This window comes from Polaromonas sp. 39-63-25 (genome assembly GCF_002278925.1).
Lineage (GTDB): Bacteria > Pseudomonadota > Gammaproteobacteria > Burkholderiales > Burkholderiaceae_C > Polaromonas.
Window position 1 is genome coordinate 1 of sequence record NZ_NCJH01000037.1, and the last position, 16828, is coordinate 16828.

12 protein-coding genes and 1 pseudogene are annotated in these 16828 nt (G+C 66.4%); 6 read left to right on the top strand and 7 right to left on the bottom strand.

The window, feature by feature from the left end; all coding sequences use genetic code 11:
* Window positions 1-1822: pseudogene (locus B7X65_RS23450) on the top strand (hypothetical protein); the annotation flags it as partial.
* A complete protein-coding gene (locus B7X65_RS23455) occupies window positions 1819-5193 on the top strand; it encodes a YDG domain-containing protein (RefSeq protein ID WP_293596643.1) in 3375 nt (1124 codons plus the stop codon). The pseudogene B7X65_RS23450 and the gene B7X65_RS23455, both read left to right, overlap by 4 nt.
* A 9-nt stretch (window positions 5194-5202) precedes the next feature.
* Here the strand turns inward: B7X65_RS23455 and B7X65_RS23460 are convergent, their stop codons facing one another.
* The 5 genes from B7X65_RS23460 to B7X65_RS23480 all read right to left on the bottom strand — a co-directional run bounded on the left by B7X65_RS23460 (window position 5203) and on the right by B7X65_RS23480 (window position 11115).
* Window positions 5203-6489 carry an FAD-dependent oxidoreductase gene (locus tag B7X65_RS23460; RefSeq protein WP_293596644.1) on the bottom strand — a complete coding sequence of 429 codons (1287 nt, stop codon included), beginning with the start codon at window positions 6487-6489 and terminating at the stop codon, window positions 5203-5205.
* Window positions 6486-7667, bottom strand: a complete 1182-nt coding sequence (locus tag B7X65_RS23465; RefSeq protein WP_293596645.1) for an acyl-CoA dehydrogenase family protein — start codon at window positions 7665-7667, stop codon at window positions 6486-6488. The genes B7X65_RS23460 and B7X65_RS23465 overlap by 4 nt, the downstream gene beginning before the upstream one ends.
* Window positions 7668-7715: 48 nt before the next feature.
* On the bottom strand, window positions 7716-8282 hold the full coding sequence (locus tag B7X65_RS23470; protein WP_293596646.1) for an OsmC family protein: 567 nt from the start codon (window positions 8280-8282) through the stop codon (window positions 7716-7718).
* An 84-nt stretch (window positions 8283-8366) separates the two neighbouring features.
* Entirely contained in the window at window positions 8367-9257 is an 891-nt protein-coding gene (locus tag B7X65_RS23475; RefSeq protein ID WP_293596647.1) for a sulfurtransferase, read from the bottom strand.
* A 193-nt stretch (window positions 9258-9450) separates the two neighbouring features.
* The gene (locus B7X65_RS23480; protein WP_293596648.1) at window positions 9451-11115 is read right to left on the bottom strand and encodes a sigma 54-interacting transcriptional regulator; all 1665 of its coding nucleotides are present in this window, start codon (window positions 11113-11115) and stop codon (window positions 9451-9453) included.
* A 125-nt stretch (window positions 11116-11240) separates the two neighbouring features.
* Here B7X65_RS23480 and B7X65_RS23485 point away from each other — a divergent pair, with 125 nt between their 5' ends.
* Both B7X65_RS23485 and B7X65_RS23490 read left to right on the top strand, forming a co-directional pair.
* Entirely contained in the window at window positions 11241-11591 is a 351-nt protein-coding gene (locus B7X65_RS23485) for a hypothetical protein (RefSeq protein WP_293596649.1), read from the top strand.
* A 1-nt stretch (window position 11592) separates the two neighbouring features.
* On the top strand, window positions 11593-12237 hold the full coding sequence (locus B7X65_RS23490) for a zeta toxin family protein (RefSeq protein WP_293596650.1): 645 nt from the start codon (window positions 11593-11595) through the stop codon (window positions 12235-12237).
* Window positions 12238-12284: 47 nt separating this feature from the next.
* Here the strand turns inward: B7X65_RS23490 and B7X65_RS23495 are convergent, their stop codons facing one another.
* Both B7X65_RS23495 and murU read right to left on the bottom strand, forming a co-directional pair.
* Window positions 12285-13670, bottom strand: a complete 1386-nt coding sequence (locus B7X65_RS23495; RefSeq protein ID WP_293596651.1) for an aminopeptidase P N-terminal domain-containing protein — start codon at window positions 13668-13670, stop codon at window positions 12285-12287.
* Window positions 13671-13686: 16 nt separating this feature from the next.
* Window positions 13687-14379, bottom strand: a complete 693-nt coding sequence (gene murU, locus B7X65_RS23500; protein WP_293596652.1) for an N-acetylmuramate alpha-1-phosphate uridylyltransferase MurU — start codon at window positions 14377-14379, stop codon at window positions 13687-13689.
* Window positions 14380-14601: 222 nt separating this feature from the next.
* On the opposite strand from murU, the gene tkt reads away from it, so the two are divergent.
* The gene (gene tkt / locus B7X65_RS23505; protein WP_293596653.1) at window positions 14602-16653 is read left to right on the top strand and encodes a transketolase; all 2052 of its coding nucleotides are present in this window, start codon (window positions 14602-14604) and stop codon (window positions 16651-16653) included.
* A 72-nt stretch (window positions 16654-16725) separates the two neighbouring features.
* Window positions 16726-16828 (top strand): glyceraldehyde 3-phosphate dehydrogenase NAD-binding domain-containing protein (locus B7X65_RS23510; protein WP_293596654.1); only part of this gene is annotated, 103 nt, incomplete at its 3' end.

Sequence of the window (16828 nt, forward strand, 5' to 3'; positions counted from 1 at the left end):
CTCGATCACGCTGACAGGCAGCAACGCCACCCTGGGCGCCTTGAGCACGGCGGGCGGGGCCAACGGCAACGGCGGCGCGGTCAGCGTGACCACCACCGGGACCTTGAGCGTTGGCACGATTGGTACCAGCGGCGGTGCAGCCAGCGGCATTGCCGGGCGCAACGCGGGGGCCATCACGCTTTCAGCCGCAGGAATTACCGCAGTAGGCAGCATCACAGCCAGCGGCAACACGGGTGGTGCAGGTCTGGCGGGCGGTGCGGGCGGCACAGTCAGCATCACCAGCACGAATGGCATCGCCATCGCCCCGGCCAACACCATCACCGCCTCGGGCGGCTCGGGCGGGACGGGCAATGCCGATGGCGGCAACGCCGGCACGATCTCGGTGACCAACAACACCGCAGGCAACCTCGTGACGGGCGCCCTGACAGCGAGCACCGGCAATGCGGTCGGCACAGGTGTGGGCGGCACGGCCGGCTCCATCAGCGTGCGCAACAACTTTGCCACAGGAAACGTCACCACAGCAGCGCTGTTAACCACAGGCGGCATCAAAGGCGCGGGCGGCAGCATCAACGTCAGCGCAGCCGGCGCAGGCGTGCTCAGCACAGGCGGTGCAGCCCTCACTTCGACCGGTGGAGCAGGCACCACCAGCGCCGGATCGAACGCAGGCAACATCACCCTGAGCGGGGGCACGGTCACGCTGGGAGCCAGTGTCCTGAGCGCCACAGGCGGGGCAGGCAACGGCGCCAGTTTCGCAGGCGGCAGCGGCGGCACCATCAGCGTGACCAGTACCGCAGGCGGCATGAGCAGCAATGGCGTCGGCGCCATGACGGCCAACGGCGGCGCAGGGGGCACCGGCAACGCCGCAGGCGGCGCGGCAGGCAGCATCAGCGTGACCAACAGCACAGACAGCACGGGGGCCATCAACCTCATAGGCAGCGGCGGGCTCAACGCCCGTACTGGCGCATCAACGGGCACCACAGCGGCGCTGGCAGCTGGCAGCATCACGGTCAACAACAACGCCTCAGGCATAGCCACGACATTGGGCGCCCTCACCACCACGGGCGGCGCCAGCGGCCATGGCGGCGCCATCAGCGTGACCACGGCCGGCGCGCAGACCGTAGGGGTCATCAACAGCTCAGGCGGCACGGCCAATGCGGGCACAACCGGGCGCAACGCGGGCGCGGTGACCTTGCAGGCGACGGGCGGGTTGCTGACCGGCACAACGATCACCGCCAGTGGCAGCAACGGCGTGACCACCGGAGACCGGGCCGGCGGCAACGGCGCAGCGATCTCTGTCACCGGCAACAGCGGCGTCACCGTCACCGCCCTGGCGGCCAGCGGAGGCGCCGGTGTCAACAACGGCGCAGGCGGGGACGCTGGCACGATCAGCGTGAGCAACAGCGGCAGTGGCAACATACAGACCACGACAGTGACAGCGAGCACCGGCAACGCGGTGGGAACAGGTGTGGGCGGGACGGCGGGCTCGATCAGCGTGAGCAACACGGCTGGGGCAGGAAACGTCACCACAACGGCGCTGTCCACAGCAGGCGGGGCGGGCGGCAACGGCGGCTCGATCAGCCTGAGTTCACAGGCTGGCGTGAGCGCCACGACCATCAGCAGCAGCGGCACGGTACTGGCGGCAGGAACGCGTGCGGGCAGCAACGCGGGCAACATCACCATCAGCGGTGTGAACCGAAACATCACCGGGGCCATCACTGCCAGCGGCAGCGCAGCCAACGGCACCAACCAGACGGGCGGGGCGGCAGGGGCGGTGTCGATCACCGGCACGGGCACACTGGGCACGGTCGGTGTCACCCCTTGAGCACGGCGGGCGGGACCAACGGCAACGGCGGCGCGGTCAGTGTGACCACCACCGGGACCTTGAGCGCCAGCACGATCGCCAGCACAGGCGGTGCGGCCATTGCCAATACGGCGGGGCGCAACGCCGGCGTGATCACGATCAGTACAGGCGGGGCCATCACCGCGCTGGGCAATGTGAGCGCCAGTGGCAGCGCGGGCAGCGGCGCCAGTCAGCCAGGCGGCAATGCCGCAGCGGTCAGCCTCACCAGTGTGGGCGGCATCACTGCCCCCGCGGCCACGGTCACGGCCACCGGCGGTGCTGGCGGCACCGGCAACGCCAACGGCGGCAACGCCGCAGCCATCACGGTTTCCAACAGCGGCTCGGGCGCAATCAGCCTGGGCGCGCTGGCCGCGCAGACGGGTGCTGCAGTGGGATCGGGTACAGGCGGGACGGCCGGCTCCATCAGCGTGAGCAACTCGGCAGGCAACCTGACGACAGGGACGCTGACCACCACGGGAGGTGCCAGCGCAAACGGCGGCAACATCACACTGGCAGCGGTCAGCGGCACGGTGGTGGCTGGAAACATTGCAGCGAGCGGCGGTGCAGCGCTCGGCAGCTCCAGCGGGCACAACGGCGGCACCATCAACATCAGCGGCGCAGCCCTGACGCGGGGCGCCAGCACGATCACCGCCAACGGCACGAACGCCAGCACACTGGGGGCGGGCGGCAACGGCGGGGCCATCACCCTGAGTTCGACAGGGGCCATCAGCGGCACCGGTGCCATCAGCGCCATAGGCGGCAACGGCGCAGGCGCCAACCAGGCCGGCGGCAACGGCGCTGCGGTGAGTGTCAGCTCCACGGGCGGCAGTGTGGCGGCGGGGGCAATCACCACAACCGGCGGCAACGGCGTGGCCGGGGTGGCGGCGGGCGGCAATGCCGGGGCCATCACGCTCGATGCGGCGGGGGCCGGGCTGGGCATCACGCTGGCCAGCAACCTCGGCGCCGTGGGCGGTAGCGCAACGGGCGGCGCTGCAGTGGGCACTGGTGGGACGGTTCTTGTGGACGCCGGCACGGGCACTTATACCCAGAACAAAAACATAGACGTTGCCGCAGGTAGCGGACCCATCACAGTCATCGGGGACACGGTTGCGATTGGCACGAACACCGGCAACAACGCACTTGCCACCAGTGGCGCGTTGACCATCAAGGCCAAAACTGCAAATCGCGCGATGTCGCTGGCAGGCGCTTCCGCCTTTGATATTTCAGGCGCGGAAATAACGGCGATTGCGACCGGCGCCACAGGCTCCATCGTCATCGGCGATACAGCCAGCAGCGGTGTCTTGACGGTTGGCAACAACATTGGGCTGAGCGGCAAGACCCTGACGCTCAATGCGGGGTCAATCACCGACACCGGCACGCAACTCATTACCGCCACCCATGTCACCCTCAATGCCAACGGCAACATTGGCAGCAGCGGCGACCGCATTAACGTGGCGGCGACCAATCTGGGCGTAAACACAACGGCGGGTGGCAGTGCCTTCGTCGCTACTGGTGCGATCAACATGGGTGTCGGTACCGCAGCATCGAATGTCACGGGCACGCTCGACCTCCTGGCCAACGGCGCCGTCACACAGACCGCCTCCACCGGCAACATCACGGCAGGCACGCTGAAAGTGCAGAACTCGGCAGCCAACTCGCCCATCACACTGACCAACAGCGGCAACAACGCCGGAACGATCAATCTTCAGGCGACCTCGGCCGGGGCGATTCAATACACCGACGTCAATGGCTTCGATGTGGCGGCAGTGCTGACCACCGGCAATGCCACGCTCTCGGCCGGTGCCACGGTGACCCAATCGGGCGCGATCAGCGCATCAGGTCTGGCGCTGACGGGCACAGGCGGCAACCACACCCTGCGGCATGCCGGCAATGCGGTGACCACGCTGGCGGCCAATACCGGCAGCATCGATTTCAGCCAGGCCGGCGCGCTGACCGTGGGGACTGTGGCCGGTGTGGCGGGCGTCACCACAGCCGTTGCCGCCAAAATTGAAACCACCGGCGCCGCGTCGGATCTCACGCTGGCCAATGCGGTGACTTCAAACGGCACGGGCGACGCCATTGTGCTCAAGGCGGGCAGCAGCAATGCGGCTGGAACCAGCACGGGCGGCAAGCTGGTCAACAGCGTGGGCGCCAGCGGCATCGTGGCTTCCGCCGGACGTTATCTGGCGTACAGCGGCGACCCGGCTACCACGACGGAAGGCATGGCGGGGTACAACAAACGCTACAACACGTCTTCCAGTTTCACCCCGGGCGGCAGCGCCAACATGTTCCTGTACCGGATCGCGCCTACCCTGACCATCAGTGCCGACAACGCCACCCGCGTGTATGGTGACGCCAATCCCGTGTTCACCGGCAATCCCACGACCGGCTTGATTGATGGCGACACGGACGCCAGCGTTGGGGTTTACCGCAGCACATCGGCGGTGTTCAACACGCCGGTGGCCGCCGGCCCGGTAACCATCACGCCAGGCGCCACCAACAGTGAAAACTACACGCTGGTGCTGAACAATGGCCTGCTGAGCATCACGCGAAGAAGCATGCCCCGCGTGACCGGCATCACGGCCTACAACAAGGTGGTGGACGGCAATACCAGCGCCACCCTCAACACCGGCGGCGCCGGTTTCCCCAATCTGGTGGCCGGGGATGTGCTCCATGTGGCCACAGCGACGGGCAATTTTGACAACCCGTCGGTGGGCGGCAACAAAACCGTTTACATCACCGGCATCTCCCTGGGCGGTGCGGCGGCAGACAACTACACGCTGATGGATCCCACGGCCACCACCACCGCCAGCATCACCGACCTGTCCAGCTTCGCCGGCTCCTTTTTCCAGACACCCACGCTGCCGCCCGTTCCCCCGCAGCGGTTCGCCGCTTCCGGCCTGACGGTGGCGGACGCGAATGCCCTGCTTGAAAGCAGTCCGACCGCTTCAGGCGGCGGCAGTGGAACGACGGTGAAGGTGGTGCGCGAGCCCACCGACCAGGAGGCCGGCCTCGTCACTGTCACGGTGGTCAGCGAGCTGGTCACCGCCGGCAAGGGCTTTCGTTTCTCGCTGCCGCCCGCCCTGCTGGCAGGGGCGACAAAAGGTGCTGTGCCGGTCGAGGCCACGACCCTCAGCGGCCGGCCGCTGCCGGCGTGGTTGCGGTACGACGCTCAGGCCCAGGCCTTTGTCGCCGCAGGCGTGCCGTCCGGCGCGCTGCCGCTGCAGATTCGGGTGAGTGCAGGCGCTCGTTCGGCGGTGCTGACCATTTCCCAGGCGCAGGGCGACGGGTCGCCGGCGCGCCGGGTCATTGTCGAGCGCTTGCCCGTGGAGCCGATACATCAGCCAGGTTGACGCGGCCGGCTACAGCGTGAACGGCTGGGACGTCGTTTTCACCCGCAGCGGCACGCGCACAGGATGGTAGGGGGTGACGGCCTGGCCCAGAATACCGGCCGCCAGCGTTTGCGCCTGCCGGCCGATGGGCTCGATAAAACGGCTGACCTGGCCGTTGACGGAAATGCAATCACCCAGGGCGTGAATGCCTTCCACGCTGGTGGCCAGCGAGTCCGGCTGGACATCAATGCCCTGGTTCCAGGCCAGGCCGGCGCTGCGCGCCAGCCGGCTCGGTGTCTGCAGCCCTGCGGCCACGATGATGTGGTCGACCGTGAAGGTCTGGCCGCATGACGTGGTGAGCTGTTTCCCCCCTTGGCTTGCCGCCGCCAGCGACGTCACCCCGCTGATCTGCACTCCGCCCACAAACCGCAGCGGCAGGTCGCGCCAGGCCGCCAGCAGTTGCTGCGATTGCGCTTCCGACAGGCAGCTGGCGAGCGGCCGCGTCTGCACATCGAGCAGGGTGACCTGGTGGCCCGCCGGCGCCAGGTCGTTGGCGAGTTCGGAGCCAATCAGGCCGGCGCCCACGATGGCGATGCGTTGCGGGGAGGTGCCCAGCACCGCACGGAACTTGGCGTAGGCCTGAAGATGGTTGATGCGCCAGCCCAGGGCCGCAGGCAGTTGCGGCAGGGAGCGCGCCTGGGCGCCATGCGCCAGCACCAGGTGCCGGTAACGCAGTGTGCCGCGGGTGGTGCGCAGCTGGCGGCTACCCGGCGTGATGCTGACCGCCTGCGTGTGGGCCAGCAGCCGCACACCGAGGCGCTCCGCCGCCTGGTCGCCACTTTCACGCGCCAGCTTGTCGACGGCCATGCCGCGTGCGATGGCTACCGACAGCATGGGTTTGTCGTAGATGTCGCCGTTGCAGGCGGTCACCAGGGTAATGGGCATGTCGGCGTCGCGTTCGCGCAGGGCTTGCGCCATCTGCCAGCCGGCGCGCCCTGCCCCGACGATGACCGTGCCCGCGTTGTGCCGCGCGGCGGCGCCTTGGGGCAGACGGGAGGCCGTGCTGGTTGCCCGTCGCTGCGGAAGCTCGGCCACCACATGGGGTTCGAAGTCGGCCTTGCCCACGCCGCACAGCGGGCAGGCCCAGTCGTCGGGGATGTCGGCAAAACGTGTGCCCGGCGCCAGCCCGCTGTCGGCATCACCCAGGGCTTCGTCATAAATCAGTCCGCAGGCCTTGCAGATATACAGCGCCCAGGGCAAGCCGGACGCATCGGTGGTGACGGCCGCGACAGGCCGTGCTTGCGGCGGCAGGATCATTCCGGCTGCTCCTCGGCGCTCAACCGCGCGATTTCCTTGCGCAGGTGCTTGATCGCAGGTGTGACGATGGCGACAAAATGCGACTCGCGCACGCGTCGCTGTACCTCAGACGACATCAGGTAGCCGCGTGCCCCCTGGTGCATCAGCGCCGACTGGGCGGCGCGCAGGCACAGCTCGGCGCCGTGGGCGCGGGCATCGAGCACGTCAATGAAAAATTCGGCAGACGGTTCAAACGGCGTTTCGGCCAGTTGGATCACGCGCCCGGTCAGCGCGTCCAGTTCGGCCTGCAGGGTGTCGGGCCGGTCCTCCAGGAACTGGTTAACGTGGCCCAGCTGGGACTCCACGGCCCACATCGAGTCGATCGCGCCCTGGGTGATGCCGACTGCCATGCCACACTGCAGCATCACAAAAGCGGCGCGGATGCGCGCGATGTAAGGCTTGGCCGGATCGGCCATGATTTCGTTCGTGCCAATGAAATGGTCCTTCAGGCGCACGCCGTAGGTGCCGGTGCCCTCCATGGCCGAAAAACTCGGGCACTCGCGCAACTCCACGCCGGGGGCGTCGCAGCGCAGCAGGAACATCACCTCCCGCGACGCGCAGGCGCCGCTTCCTGTTGCAGCGGCAGGTGCATCGCCCGCCATCACCGCTGCAATCGCGCCGAAGTAGTGGTCCGGCCCCAGGTTGCTGACCCAGGGCAGCGTGCCGTTGACGAGGTAGCCACCATCGACAGGTGTGGCCTTGAGCAGCAGGCTTTCGATCTGCGCGTAACTTTTCATCGGGTTGGACAGCGCCGTGCCACCCAGGCCGGCGCCACTGGCATGCCGCAGCAACACCTCACCCATCAGGGCCGGGTTGCCCGACTGCTGCATGTACAGGCCGCACACGGCCTGGCACCACATCATGAAGCCGGTGGCGCCGCAGACGCGCGAGACCTCGGCCATGGCCTGGATCGCCAGCGCGTAGCTGCCAGCGCCTGCGGGCGTATCCAGGTGTGCACTCATCGCGCCCAGCTTCGCCAGCTCCTGCAGCACGGCCCGCGGGTATTGGCCTTGCCGGTCAATCGCTTCCACCTGTTGCTTCAGTGGCCCCTGCGCGACCGCGCGCACGGCGGCCAGCAGGGCATCGGTCTCTGGTGGCGGCACGCAGGTGAGTTCACGGGGAAGGTCGGCGGGATTCATGAGGAAGTCCTTGCGGTGGTGGGGCGGTCGTGCGGGGCAGAGCCGGGGTCAGTCGGCCAGGGCGATCTCGAACGGAATCGGGTTGCGCATGCTGTTGGCCACCGGCGAATAGAAGTTCGCATGCTGGACAATTTCGTTGAGCACCTCCCGCGGTGCATCGCCCTCGATCACGATCTTCACGCGGATCGCCTGGAAGCCCATGTCGGGCGCTTCCTTGGCGGCACCGCCGGCACCCCACGCCGCCGGGTTGCCGATGTCGCCTTCCATGAAAACCTCCAGCCTGGACAGCTTGACCTTCTTCCAGGTCGCCACGGCGGTGATGCCGACGGCCAGGCAGCCGCCCAGGCCCGACAGCACAATTTCGCCGGGTGCCGGCGCAGTGTTTTCTCCGAACAGGTGCAGGGGTTCATCCACCACCACCGGCGTGTGGTCACCCACGTAGCTGAGCGAGCGGTACATGCCCTGCATCACGGTGTGGACCTTGTTGGTGCCGCGCGAGGCCGGGTTGGCACGACCCTTGGCGGCAAAGGCGGCCAAGCCCTCGCCGTCGATGGGTTTGAGGTAGGCCTTCACGGTGGTCGGTGCGGCGGGGGCGATGGCGGTGTCCACGGACATGGGGGAAGTCTCCTGATCAGGTTGTCAACAAAAGAAGGGAAAGCGAAAGAAGAAAGCGAAAGAAGGGGGGCGGCAGGGCCCCGTTCAGGCGGCCAAGGCCAGCGACGGCTGTTTGGCTTTCATCACCGGTGCGTCGCTTTCAATCGGCAGCGAGTCGTCGCGCGACCACTCGTTCCACGAACCGAAGTACATGCGCACGTCGCTGAAGCCGGCCTGCTTGAGCGCCAGAAAGGTGTTGGAGGCGCGGGCGCCCTTGAAGCAATACAGGTACACCGTGTCGTCCGTGCCTATGCCGGCGGTGGCACATTCGGCCTGCACTTCCAGCGGTGACTTGAACACCGGGCCCTGGGCCGAGGGTTTCATGAAGCGGTACCACTCTATCCACCTGGCGCCGGGCAGGCGGCCCTTGCGCGGCGCGAAGTCCTTGCCGTAGGGCGACGAGCTTTCGCCGGTCCATTCGTCGATGTCGCGCACGTCCAGCAGCGCGACATCGGTGTAAAGCGCGGCGGCCACATCCTCCTTGGTCAGCATCACGTCGGCCATGGCCAGGTTGGCCGGGAAGGTGGCGGGCGTGGGCGTTGCCGCTTCGGTGCTGACCGGCAGGCCCTGGGCTTTCCAGGCCGAGAAACCACCGTTGAGCACCTTGACCTTGGGGTAACCCAGCCAGGTCAGCAGGTAGTAGCCGCGGCAGGACTGGCCGTAGCCGCTGTTGAGCGCATCTTCGTAAAACACGGCGGTTTCCTTGCCCGACAGTCCCACCAGCCCGAAATGTTCGGCAAAGGTGGACTTGAGCGCGGTCAGGCCTTCGGCCGTGGACGTGGCCAGGAAAGTGAAGATCTCGCGCATGTTGACGGCGCCGGGCAAATGGCCGGCGGCATAGGTGTCGGCGTCGCGTGTGTCGATGATGACCACGGGCTCGGTGCCCATCATGTGCGAGAGTTGTTCGGGGGAAACAAGAACGCTGTCGGTCGTCATGGCAATCTCCAGGTGAGGTCACGGCACATGCCGTCCCCACTGTTATTGCAACGGCCGTGCCATGTCTTTCTCCGGCTGGGAATTCGAGCTGAAAAAGCCTGCAGCCCTTTATTTACAAGCGCAAACAGCTATCTATTTAGTAGCAAATCAGGTATCCGGAAAACCCGCTTGCCCGCCAGCCACGACACAATGTCTACACATTGTCGACATTGTGCAGACCCAGTTTGCGCAAGCGGTAGCTGAACTGCCGCACCGTCAGCCCCAGCGCCTGGGCGGCGCGTGACTGGTTGCCGCCATGGTCCCGCAAGGCCTGCTGCAGCTGCGCCGCCGGGTGCGATTGCGCGGCCAGGTAGTCCCGGACCACAGGCACCGAAACAGCGGTTTGCGGGGTGGCCGCCGGCTGGCCCGGCGTTCGGTGGTCTTGCTCGTGCGGCAAAAACCGCTCCAGCTCTTCGGCGGAGACCATGGCGCTGTCGCTCAGCAGCACCAGACGCTCGATCACATTGCCCAGTTCGCGGATGTTGCCGGGCCACGGGTGTTGTTCGAGACGCGCCAGCGCCCCCGCAGACAGGCTCACATTGCGCTGGTTGGCCTGGTTGATGCGGCTCAAGAAATGCACGGCCAGTGCGCGGATGTCCTGCCGACGCTCGCGTAGCGAGGGCAGGCGGATCGGGATCACGTTGAGCCGGTAAAACAGGTCGCGCCGGAAGCTGCCGGCCAGCACGTCCTGCGCGAGGTCGCGGTTGGTGGCGGCAACCACGCGCACTGCCACCTTGATCTCGCGTTTGCCGCCCAGCCGCACGATGGTTCCCTCCTGCAGCGTGCGCAACAGCTTGGTTTGCATGGCCAGCGGCATCTCGCCGATCTCGTCGAGAAAAATCGTGCCTCGGTCGGCCTGCTCGAACCAGCCGGCGCGCGCATTTTGCGCGCCGGTGAAAGCGCCGCGCTCATAACCGAACAGCTCGGACTCGAACAGCGTGTCCGGAATCGCCGCGCAGTTGACCTTGATGAAAGGCTGGTCGCGGCGCTGGCTGGACAGATGCACGGCGCGTGCAAACAGCTCCTTGCCGGTGCCCGACTCGCCGAGGAGCAGCACGCTGGCCGTAGCCTCGGAAACACGCTCCAGTTCGCCCAGCGCCTGCAGCAGCGCCGGCGAGGTGCCGATGATGCCGTAACGCGCTGCCGCGGTTTCCAGCGCGCGGCTCAAGAGACGGTTTTTTGCCTCCAGGGCGCGCGTTTTGTCGGCCACCAGCGCCTGCAGCTGCAACAGCTGTCCGGCCAGCGTGGCCAGGATCTTCAGCACCGCCACGTCGTCCGCCAGCTGCCGGTCGCGGCTGCGGATGCGGTGGCAGGCCAGCACGCCGATGACCTCGCGGTTCACCTCGATCGGTAGCGCGATGAAGGCGACGGTGTCCGGTGGCAGCTGTGCCCTGGCGACCGACCGCGCTAGGAACTGCGGCTCGGCGTCGATGTCCTGCACGATGATGGGCTGCGCCGTGGCCAGCACCCGGCCGGTGATGCCTTCGCCCGGCCCGTAACGGCCACGTGCCATTTCCTGCCGTGTCAGGCCATAGGCATAACGGATGGCCGAAGCGGGCGACGGCGCCTCGGCCGCGCGGTCTGCCGGCTTGCGGTCCGCCAGCCCTTGCAGCGCCAGGTCACCCACAAAGTTGGCCAGCACGATGCGGCCACGGTTCAGGCCCAGCAGTTCGGACATCAGGTGCAGCATCTCGCGCATCACCACCTCCGGCGCCAGGCTTTTGCCGACCAGGCGCATGACCTCGCTCATGAGCAGCAGCTCCTGGGCGCGCCACTGCGGGTCGGCGGTGGCTTTGGCGGGGAAGGTGGAAGGGGCCATGGCCCAGACTAGCAATAAATCAGCCATCTGCAGCCCCGCTGCGCCAGCGCTGGCCCGATCAAGAGATCTTTTGCCCTTGCAGCTCTTTCCATTTTGGCGCAAAATGCGCCAATAAGGAGATTCTCATGGCCACGTCCAGCAACTTTGCCTCCGTCAAACTGCCCATCGGCCTGGTGGAACAAGCGCGGGAAGCGGCCCAGCCCCTGCGCCGTTCGGCCGCGGGCCAGATCGAATACTGGGCCACTTTGGGTCGGGTGGTCGAGCATTCCGGCCTGACGGTGCAGGAGGCGCAGACGGCGATTGAAGTTTATGAGGCCGCTGCGTTGCAGGCACGGCCCAAGGCCAGAAAAAACGACGGGCAGGTCGATGAGCTGATGGGACGCTTCATGGCTGTAGAAGCGGATGGCAGCCTTGCACAGCATGTGCGCGACGTCATTGCCCATAACCGCAGCAAGGCAGGCAAGGCGCCGGCCTGACATGGGGCAGGTGACGCCACTGCGATCGCGGCGGCGCAAAGCCAAACCGGTCTTCTACCTGCTGGCCGGTCCCAACGGCGCGGGCAAGTCTACGCTCTACAAGGCACTGATGCGGGCCGGCACCCTTCCTGTAAGTGCCGAATTCGTCAACGCTGACCTGTATGAGGCGGCTCACTTGCAGCACATGGCCAATCCGCAGGCCAGGTCAGAGGACGCAAGGCAATGGGCGGATGCGCGACGTGCTCAATTGCTCAAGGCCGGCCAGTCGTTTGTCAGCGAAACGGTGTTCTCCCATGAATCCAAGCTCGTTCTGATCGAAGAGGCACAAAAACAGGGGTTTTTCGTCATGCTGATCGTCGTGTGTCTGGACGATCCGGAGCGCCTGCTGGAACGTGTTGCCGGTCGTGTCACCGAAGGCGGTCATGCCGTACCGGCCGAACGAATACTTGCCCGCTATCCGCGCACCCTGGCCCACCTCGCGGTGGCTGTGCGTCTGGCGGACTTGGCCATTTTGTACGACTCTCAGGACGTGAAGCCGGGAACACATACGGCGGTGGCTGTCTGCACGCGTGGCTGGACGCAGGAGAACGTCAATCCCTTGCCGCAGTGGGCGCAGAAGGTGTTGGGTGGGGCCGGGATCGGTTGATCCCGTGTTGGCTTGCGTGAAGGGCGGAGGCGTGACCTGACCTCACCTTACCCCCGCATCAACGCCTCGATCTCATCGGCCTCCACCGGCACACCACGCGTCATCAGTTCGCAGCCCTTGGCCGTGACCAGCGCATCGTCCTCGATGCGGATGCCGATGTTCCAGAACTCCTTGGGCACGCCCTTGGCGGGCCGCACGTAAATGCCGGGCTCGACGGTGGTCACCATGCCGGGGCGCAGGATGCGTGAGGGCTTGCGCATCACGGTCTGGCCGAGCGCGTCTTTTTCCTCGCGCGGGCGGCTAGACGGTTCGGTGTAGTCGCCGCAGTCATGCACGTCCATGCCCATCCAGTGACCGGTGCGGTGCATGTAGAACTGGCGGTAGGCGCCCGACGCCAGCACATCGTCGACTTTGCCGTGTTTGGCTTTGGACAGCAGGCCGGTGTCGAGCATGCCCTGGGCCAGCACGCGCGTGGCCGCGTCGTGCGGGTCCATGAAGCGCTTGCCGGGTTTGGTCACCTTCACCGCGGCGTTTTGCGCTTCCAGAACGATTTCATACAACACGCGTTGGGCCGGCGTGAACTTGCCGTTGGCCGGGAAGGTGCGGGTGATGTCGCTGGCATAGCCGTCGAGCTCGCAGCCCGCGTCGATCAGGCACAGCTCGCCAGGCTTGAGCTCGGCATTGCCCGCGCGGTAATGCAGCACGCAGGCATTGGCGCCGGCAGCAACGATGCTGGTGTAGGCCGGAAACTGCGAGCCGTGGCGGCGGAACTCGTGCAGCAGTTCGGCTTCGAGGTGGTACTCGCGCAGCCCGCCCTTCACGCCAGCCCGCAGCATGGCCGCCGAAGTCTGCATGGCGCGCACATGGGCGCCGGCCGAGATGGCGCCGGCGCGCCGCAGGATGGCCACCTCGTGCGCATCCTTGCTCAGGCGCATCTCGTCAAGCAGCTTGCAAAGGTCATGCTGGCTTTGCGGGCATTCGGCGCCGAAGCGGATGCGCGCGCGCACCTTGGCGAGCCAGCCGTCGACCTGGGTTTCCAGGCCCTTGTGCGTGGCAAACGGAAACCACACGGCGGGCTGGTTGGCCAGCAGGCCGGGCATTTTTTCGTCCAGCAGGTCTACGCTGAACGCCGCCTGCACGGCCAGCGCGGCCGGTGCGGCTTTGGGGCCGAGGCGAAAGCCATCCCAGATCTCCCGCTCCATGTCCTTGGGCTGGCAAAACAGCGTGCTGTGGCCGCTGGACTCGATGGCCAGCCAGGCGCCCGGCTCGTCAAAACCGGTCAGGTAATAAAAGTAGCTGTCGTGCCGGTAGGGAAAGCCGCTGTCGCGGTTGCGCGCCACTTCGGGGGCGGTGGGCAACAGGGCGATGCCACCGCCAGCGGCCTTAAGGGCGCGTGCAACGGCGGCGCGGCGTTTTTCGTAGATGGTGGTCATGGATAAAAGCGTTTTCCTAACGGGGAATGTTCAGCTCGGCCAGGCGTTCGGGGGTTCCCACGTCGGTCCATGCGCCTGAATATAGCGCCGCGGTGACATCGTCGCTTAGCATGGCCTGGCGCAGCAGCGGCGCCAGTGCGGCTTTCTGCCCGGCCGGCGTGTCCCTGAACAGGGCCGGGCGGTACAGGCCCGCGGTGCTGTAGGTGAATTTTTCATCAGCCTGCGACAGCGCCAGCCCGCCGGCGCTGATGCCAAAGTCGCCCTTGGGGTTGTGCGGCGGATTCGGCACCAGATAGATGTGCGCCAGTGCGCTGGAGGCGGCAAAACGCTGCGCGTCGGCCGCCGGAAAATCAAAGCCCGGCATGAACACGTCACCGGCCACCAGCCAGAAGGGCGCGTCCTGCAGCAGCGGCAGCGCGGTGGCGATGCCGCCCGCGGTTTCCAGCGCGCCGCCAAAACGGGCACCTTCGTGCGAGTAACAAATGCGCAGGCCGAAGGCGCTGCCGTCGCCCAGCGCCGCGGGAAACTGTTCCTCCAGCCAGGCGGTGTTGATCACCACGTCGGTGACACCCGCACGCGACAGGCGCTCGAGGTGCCACACGATCAGCGGCTTGCCCTGCACGCTCAGCAGGGGTTTGGGGTGGTGGTCGGTCAGCGGACGCATGCGTTCGCCGCGGCCGGCGGCCAGAATCAGGGCTTGGGTGCTCATGTGGCCTGAATTATGCCGGCTTATAAGAAAAAACGGCCCCTTGCCCATACATACCGGGCGCCAACAGCTATCAAATAAATAGCACTCCAGGCTGGCGGTGCGCCGGCAAACCGCGCGGGGTGGCATCCCGTAAAATCAGGGGTTTTCCCGAGTGCCCGGTTTTTTGCCGGTGGCCGAGCCGGCACCGGGCGCTGCGACCTTCACACACCCTGGATTCAAGCAATGGCTGACACTCCCACCTCCCTCATGGCCAACTCCATCCGTGCTCTGGCCATGGACGCCGTGCAGCAAGCCAACTCCGGCCACCCCGGCGCGCCCATGGGCATGGCCGACATGGCGGTCGCACTCTGGGGCCGCCATCTCAAGCACAGCCCGCATAACCCGCACTGGTTCGACCGCGACCGTTTTGTGCTGTCCAACGGCCACGGCTCCATGCTGATTTATGCGCTGCTGCACCTGACCGGTTACGACCTGCCGATCAAGGAGCTGAAGAACTTCCGCCAGCTGCACAGCAAGACACCGGGCCATCCCGAGTTCGGCTACACCCCCGGCATTGAAACCACCACCGGCCCGCTGGGCCAGGGCATCAGCAATGCCGTCGGCATGGCGCTGGCCGAGAAGCTGATGGCGGCGGAATTCAACCAGGCCGACCACAGCATCGTCGACCACCACACCTATGTCTTCATGGGCGACGGCTGCCTGATGGAAGGCATCAGCCACGAGGCCTGCGCCCTGGCCGGCGCCTGGAAACTCAACAAGCTGATCGCGCTGTACGACGACAACGGCATCTCCATCGACGGCCAGGTCACACCCTGGTTTGTCGACAACACGCCGCTGCGTTTTGCCGCTTACGGCTGGAACGTGATCGGCCCCATCGACGGGCACGATGTGGAGGCCGTCACGCGCGCCCTCACCGACGCCAAAAACAGCGCCGACAAACCCACGCTGATCGTTTGCAAGACCCACATCGGCAAAGGCTCTCCGAACCGCGCCAACACCGCCAAGGCCCACGGCGAGCCGCTGGGCGCGGAAGAAATCAAGCTCACGCGCGAGGCGCTGGGCTGGACACACGCCCCGTTCGAGCTGCCCAAGGAAGCCTACGAAGCCTGGGACGCCAAGGCCAAAGGCCTGGCGCTGGAAGCCGCCTGGGACGCGAAATTCACCGCCTACAAGGTGGCCCACCCCGAGCTGGCGGCAGAATTCACCCGCCGCATGAAGGGCGAGCTGCCGCGCGCCTTCTCGCAGATCGCGGTGGACACCGTGGTCGGTGCCCACACCAAGGCCGAGACCGTGGCTTCGCGCAAGGCCTCGCAGCTCGCGCTCGAAGCCTTCACCGCCGGCCTGCCGGAAATGCTGGGCGGCTCGGCCGACCTGACCGGCTCCAACCTGACCAACACCAAGAGCACGCCGGCGCTGCGTTTTGATCTGGCCGGCGACGTGGTCATGTCCGACGCAGCCGACGGCGGCAAGGTCATCGGCCGCCACATCAACTACGGCGTGCGCGAATTCGGCATGGCCGCCATCATGAACGGCATCGCGCTGCATGGCGGCTACATTCCCTACGGCGGCACCTTCCTGACCTTCAGCGACTACAGCCGCAATGCCATCCGCATGGCCGCGCTCATGAAAATCCGCGTGGTGCACGTGTTCACACACGACTCCATCGGCCTCGGTGAAGACGGCCCGACGCACCAGTCGATCGAACACGCCGCCAGCCTGCGCCTGATCCCCAACCTCGACGTCTGGCGTCCGGGCGACACGGCCGAAACCGCCGTGGCCTGGGCCGTGGCCCTGCAGAACAAGGCCAGGCCGACGGCCCTGCTGCTGAGCCGCCAGAACCTGCCCTACGCACCGAAAACCGACCTCGGTGAAATCAGCAAGGGCGCTTACGTGCTGGCCGAGCCGGCCGAAGTGGGCCTGAACAAAAAAGCCCAGGCCGTGATCATCGCCAGCGGCTCCGAAGTGCAGCTGGCGCTGAAGGCGCAGGAGCTGCTGGCCACTTACAAAATCGCCGTGCGTGTGGTCTCCATGCCCAGCACCACGACGTTTGACAAGCAAAAACCCGCCTACAAGTCCGAAGTGCTGCCCGAAGGCATTCCGCGCATCGCGGTCGAGATGGGCGTCACCGACGGCTGGTGGAAATACGGCTGCGCCGCAGTGGTCGGCATCGACAGCTACGGCGAGTCGGCCCCGGCCCCGGTGTTGTTCAAACATTTCGGTTTCACGCCCGAAAACGTGGCCGACACCGTACGCAAGGTCTTGTCGAAAAAGTAAGTACCGCGGCGGCCCGAGGGCCGTTACGGAGACCCCGGTTTTCAGGTTTTCAACTTCCAGGAGCAAAAGCAGATGGCCATCAAACTAGGTATCAACGGCTTCGGCCGCATCGGGCGCAACGTGTTGCGTGCCGCCGTGCAGAACTTCAGCGACATCGAGATCGTCGGCATCAACG

Coding starts and splice junctions, on each gene's coding strand:
- B7X65_RS23460 (WP_293596644.1), bottom strand. CDS start 6,489: ATGATCCTGCCGCCGCAAGCACGGCCTGTCGCGGCCGTCACCACCGAT.
- B7X65_RS23465 (WP_293596645.1), bottom strand. CDS start 7,667: ATGAATCCCGCCGACCTTCCCCGTGAACTCACCTGCGTGCCGCCACCA.
- B7X65_RS23470 (WP_293596646.1), bottom strand. CDS start 8,282: ATGTCCGTGGACACCGCCATCGCCCCCGCCGCACCGACCACCGTGAAG.
- B7X65_RS23475 (WP_293596647.1), bottom strand. CDS start 9,257: ATGACGACCGACAGCGTTCTTGTTTCCCCCGAACAACTCTCGCACATG.
- B7X65_RS23480 (WP_293596648.1), bottom strand. CDS start 11,115: ATGGCCCCTTCCACCTTCCCCGCCAAAGCCACCGCCGACCCGCAGTGG.
- B7X65_RS23485 (WP_293596649.1), top strand. CDS start 11,241: ATGGCCACGTCCAGCAACTTTGCCTCCGTCAAACTGCCCATCGGCCTG.
- B7X65_RS23490 (WP_293596650.1), top strand. CDS start 11,593: ATGGGGCAGGTGACGCCACTGCGATCGCGGCGGCGCAAAGCCAAACCG.
- B7X65_RS23495 (WP_293596651.1), bottom strand. CDS start 13,670: ATGACCACCATCTACGAAAAACGCCGCGCCGCCGTTGCACGCGCCCTT.
- murU (WP_293596652.1), bottom strand. CDS start 14,379: ATGAGCACCCAAGCCCTGATTCTGGCCGCCGGCCGCGGCGAACGCATG.
- tkt (WP_293596653.1), top strand. CDS start 14,602: ATGGCTGACACTCCCACCTCCCTCATGGCCAACTCCATCCGTGCTCTG.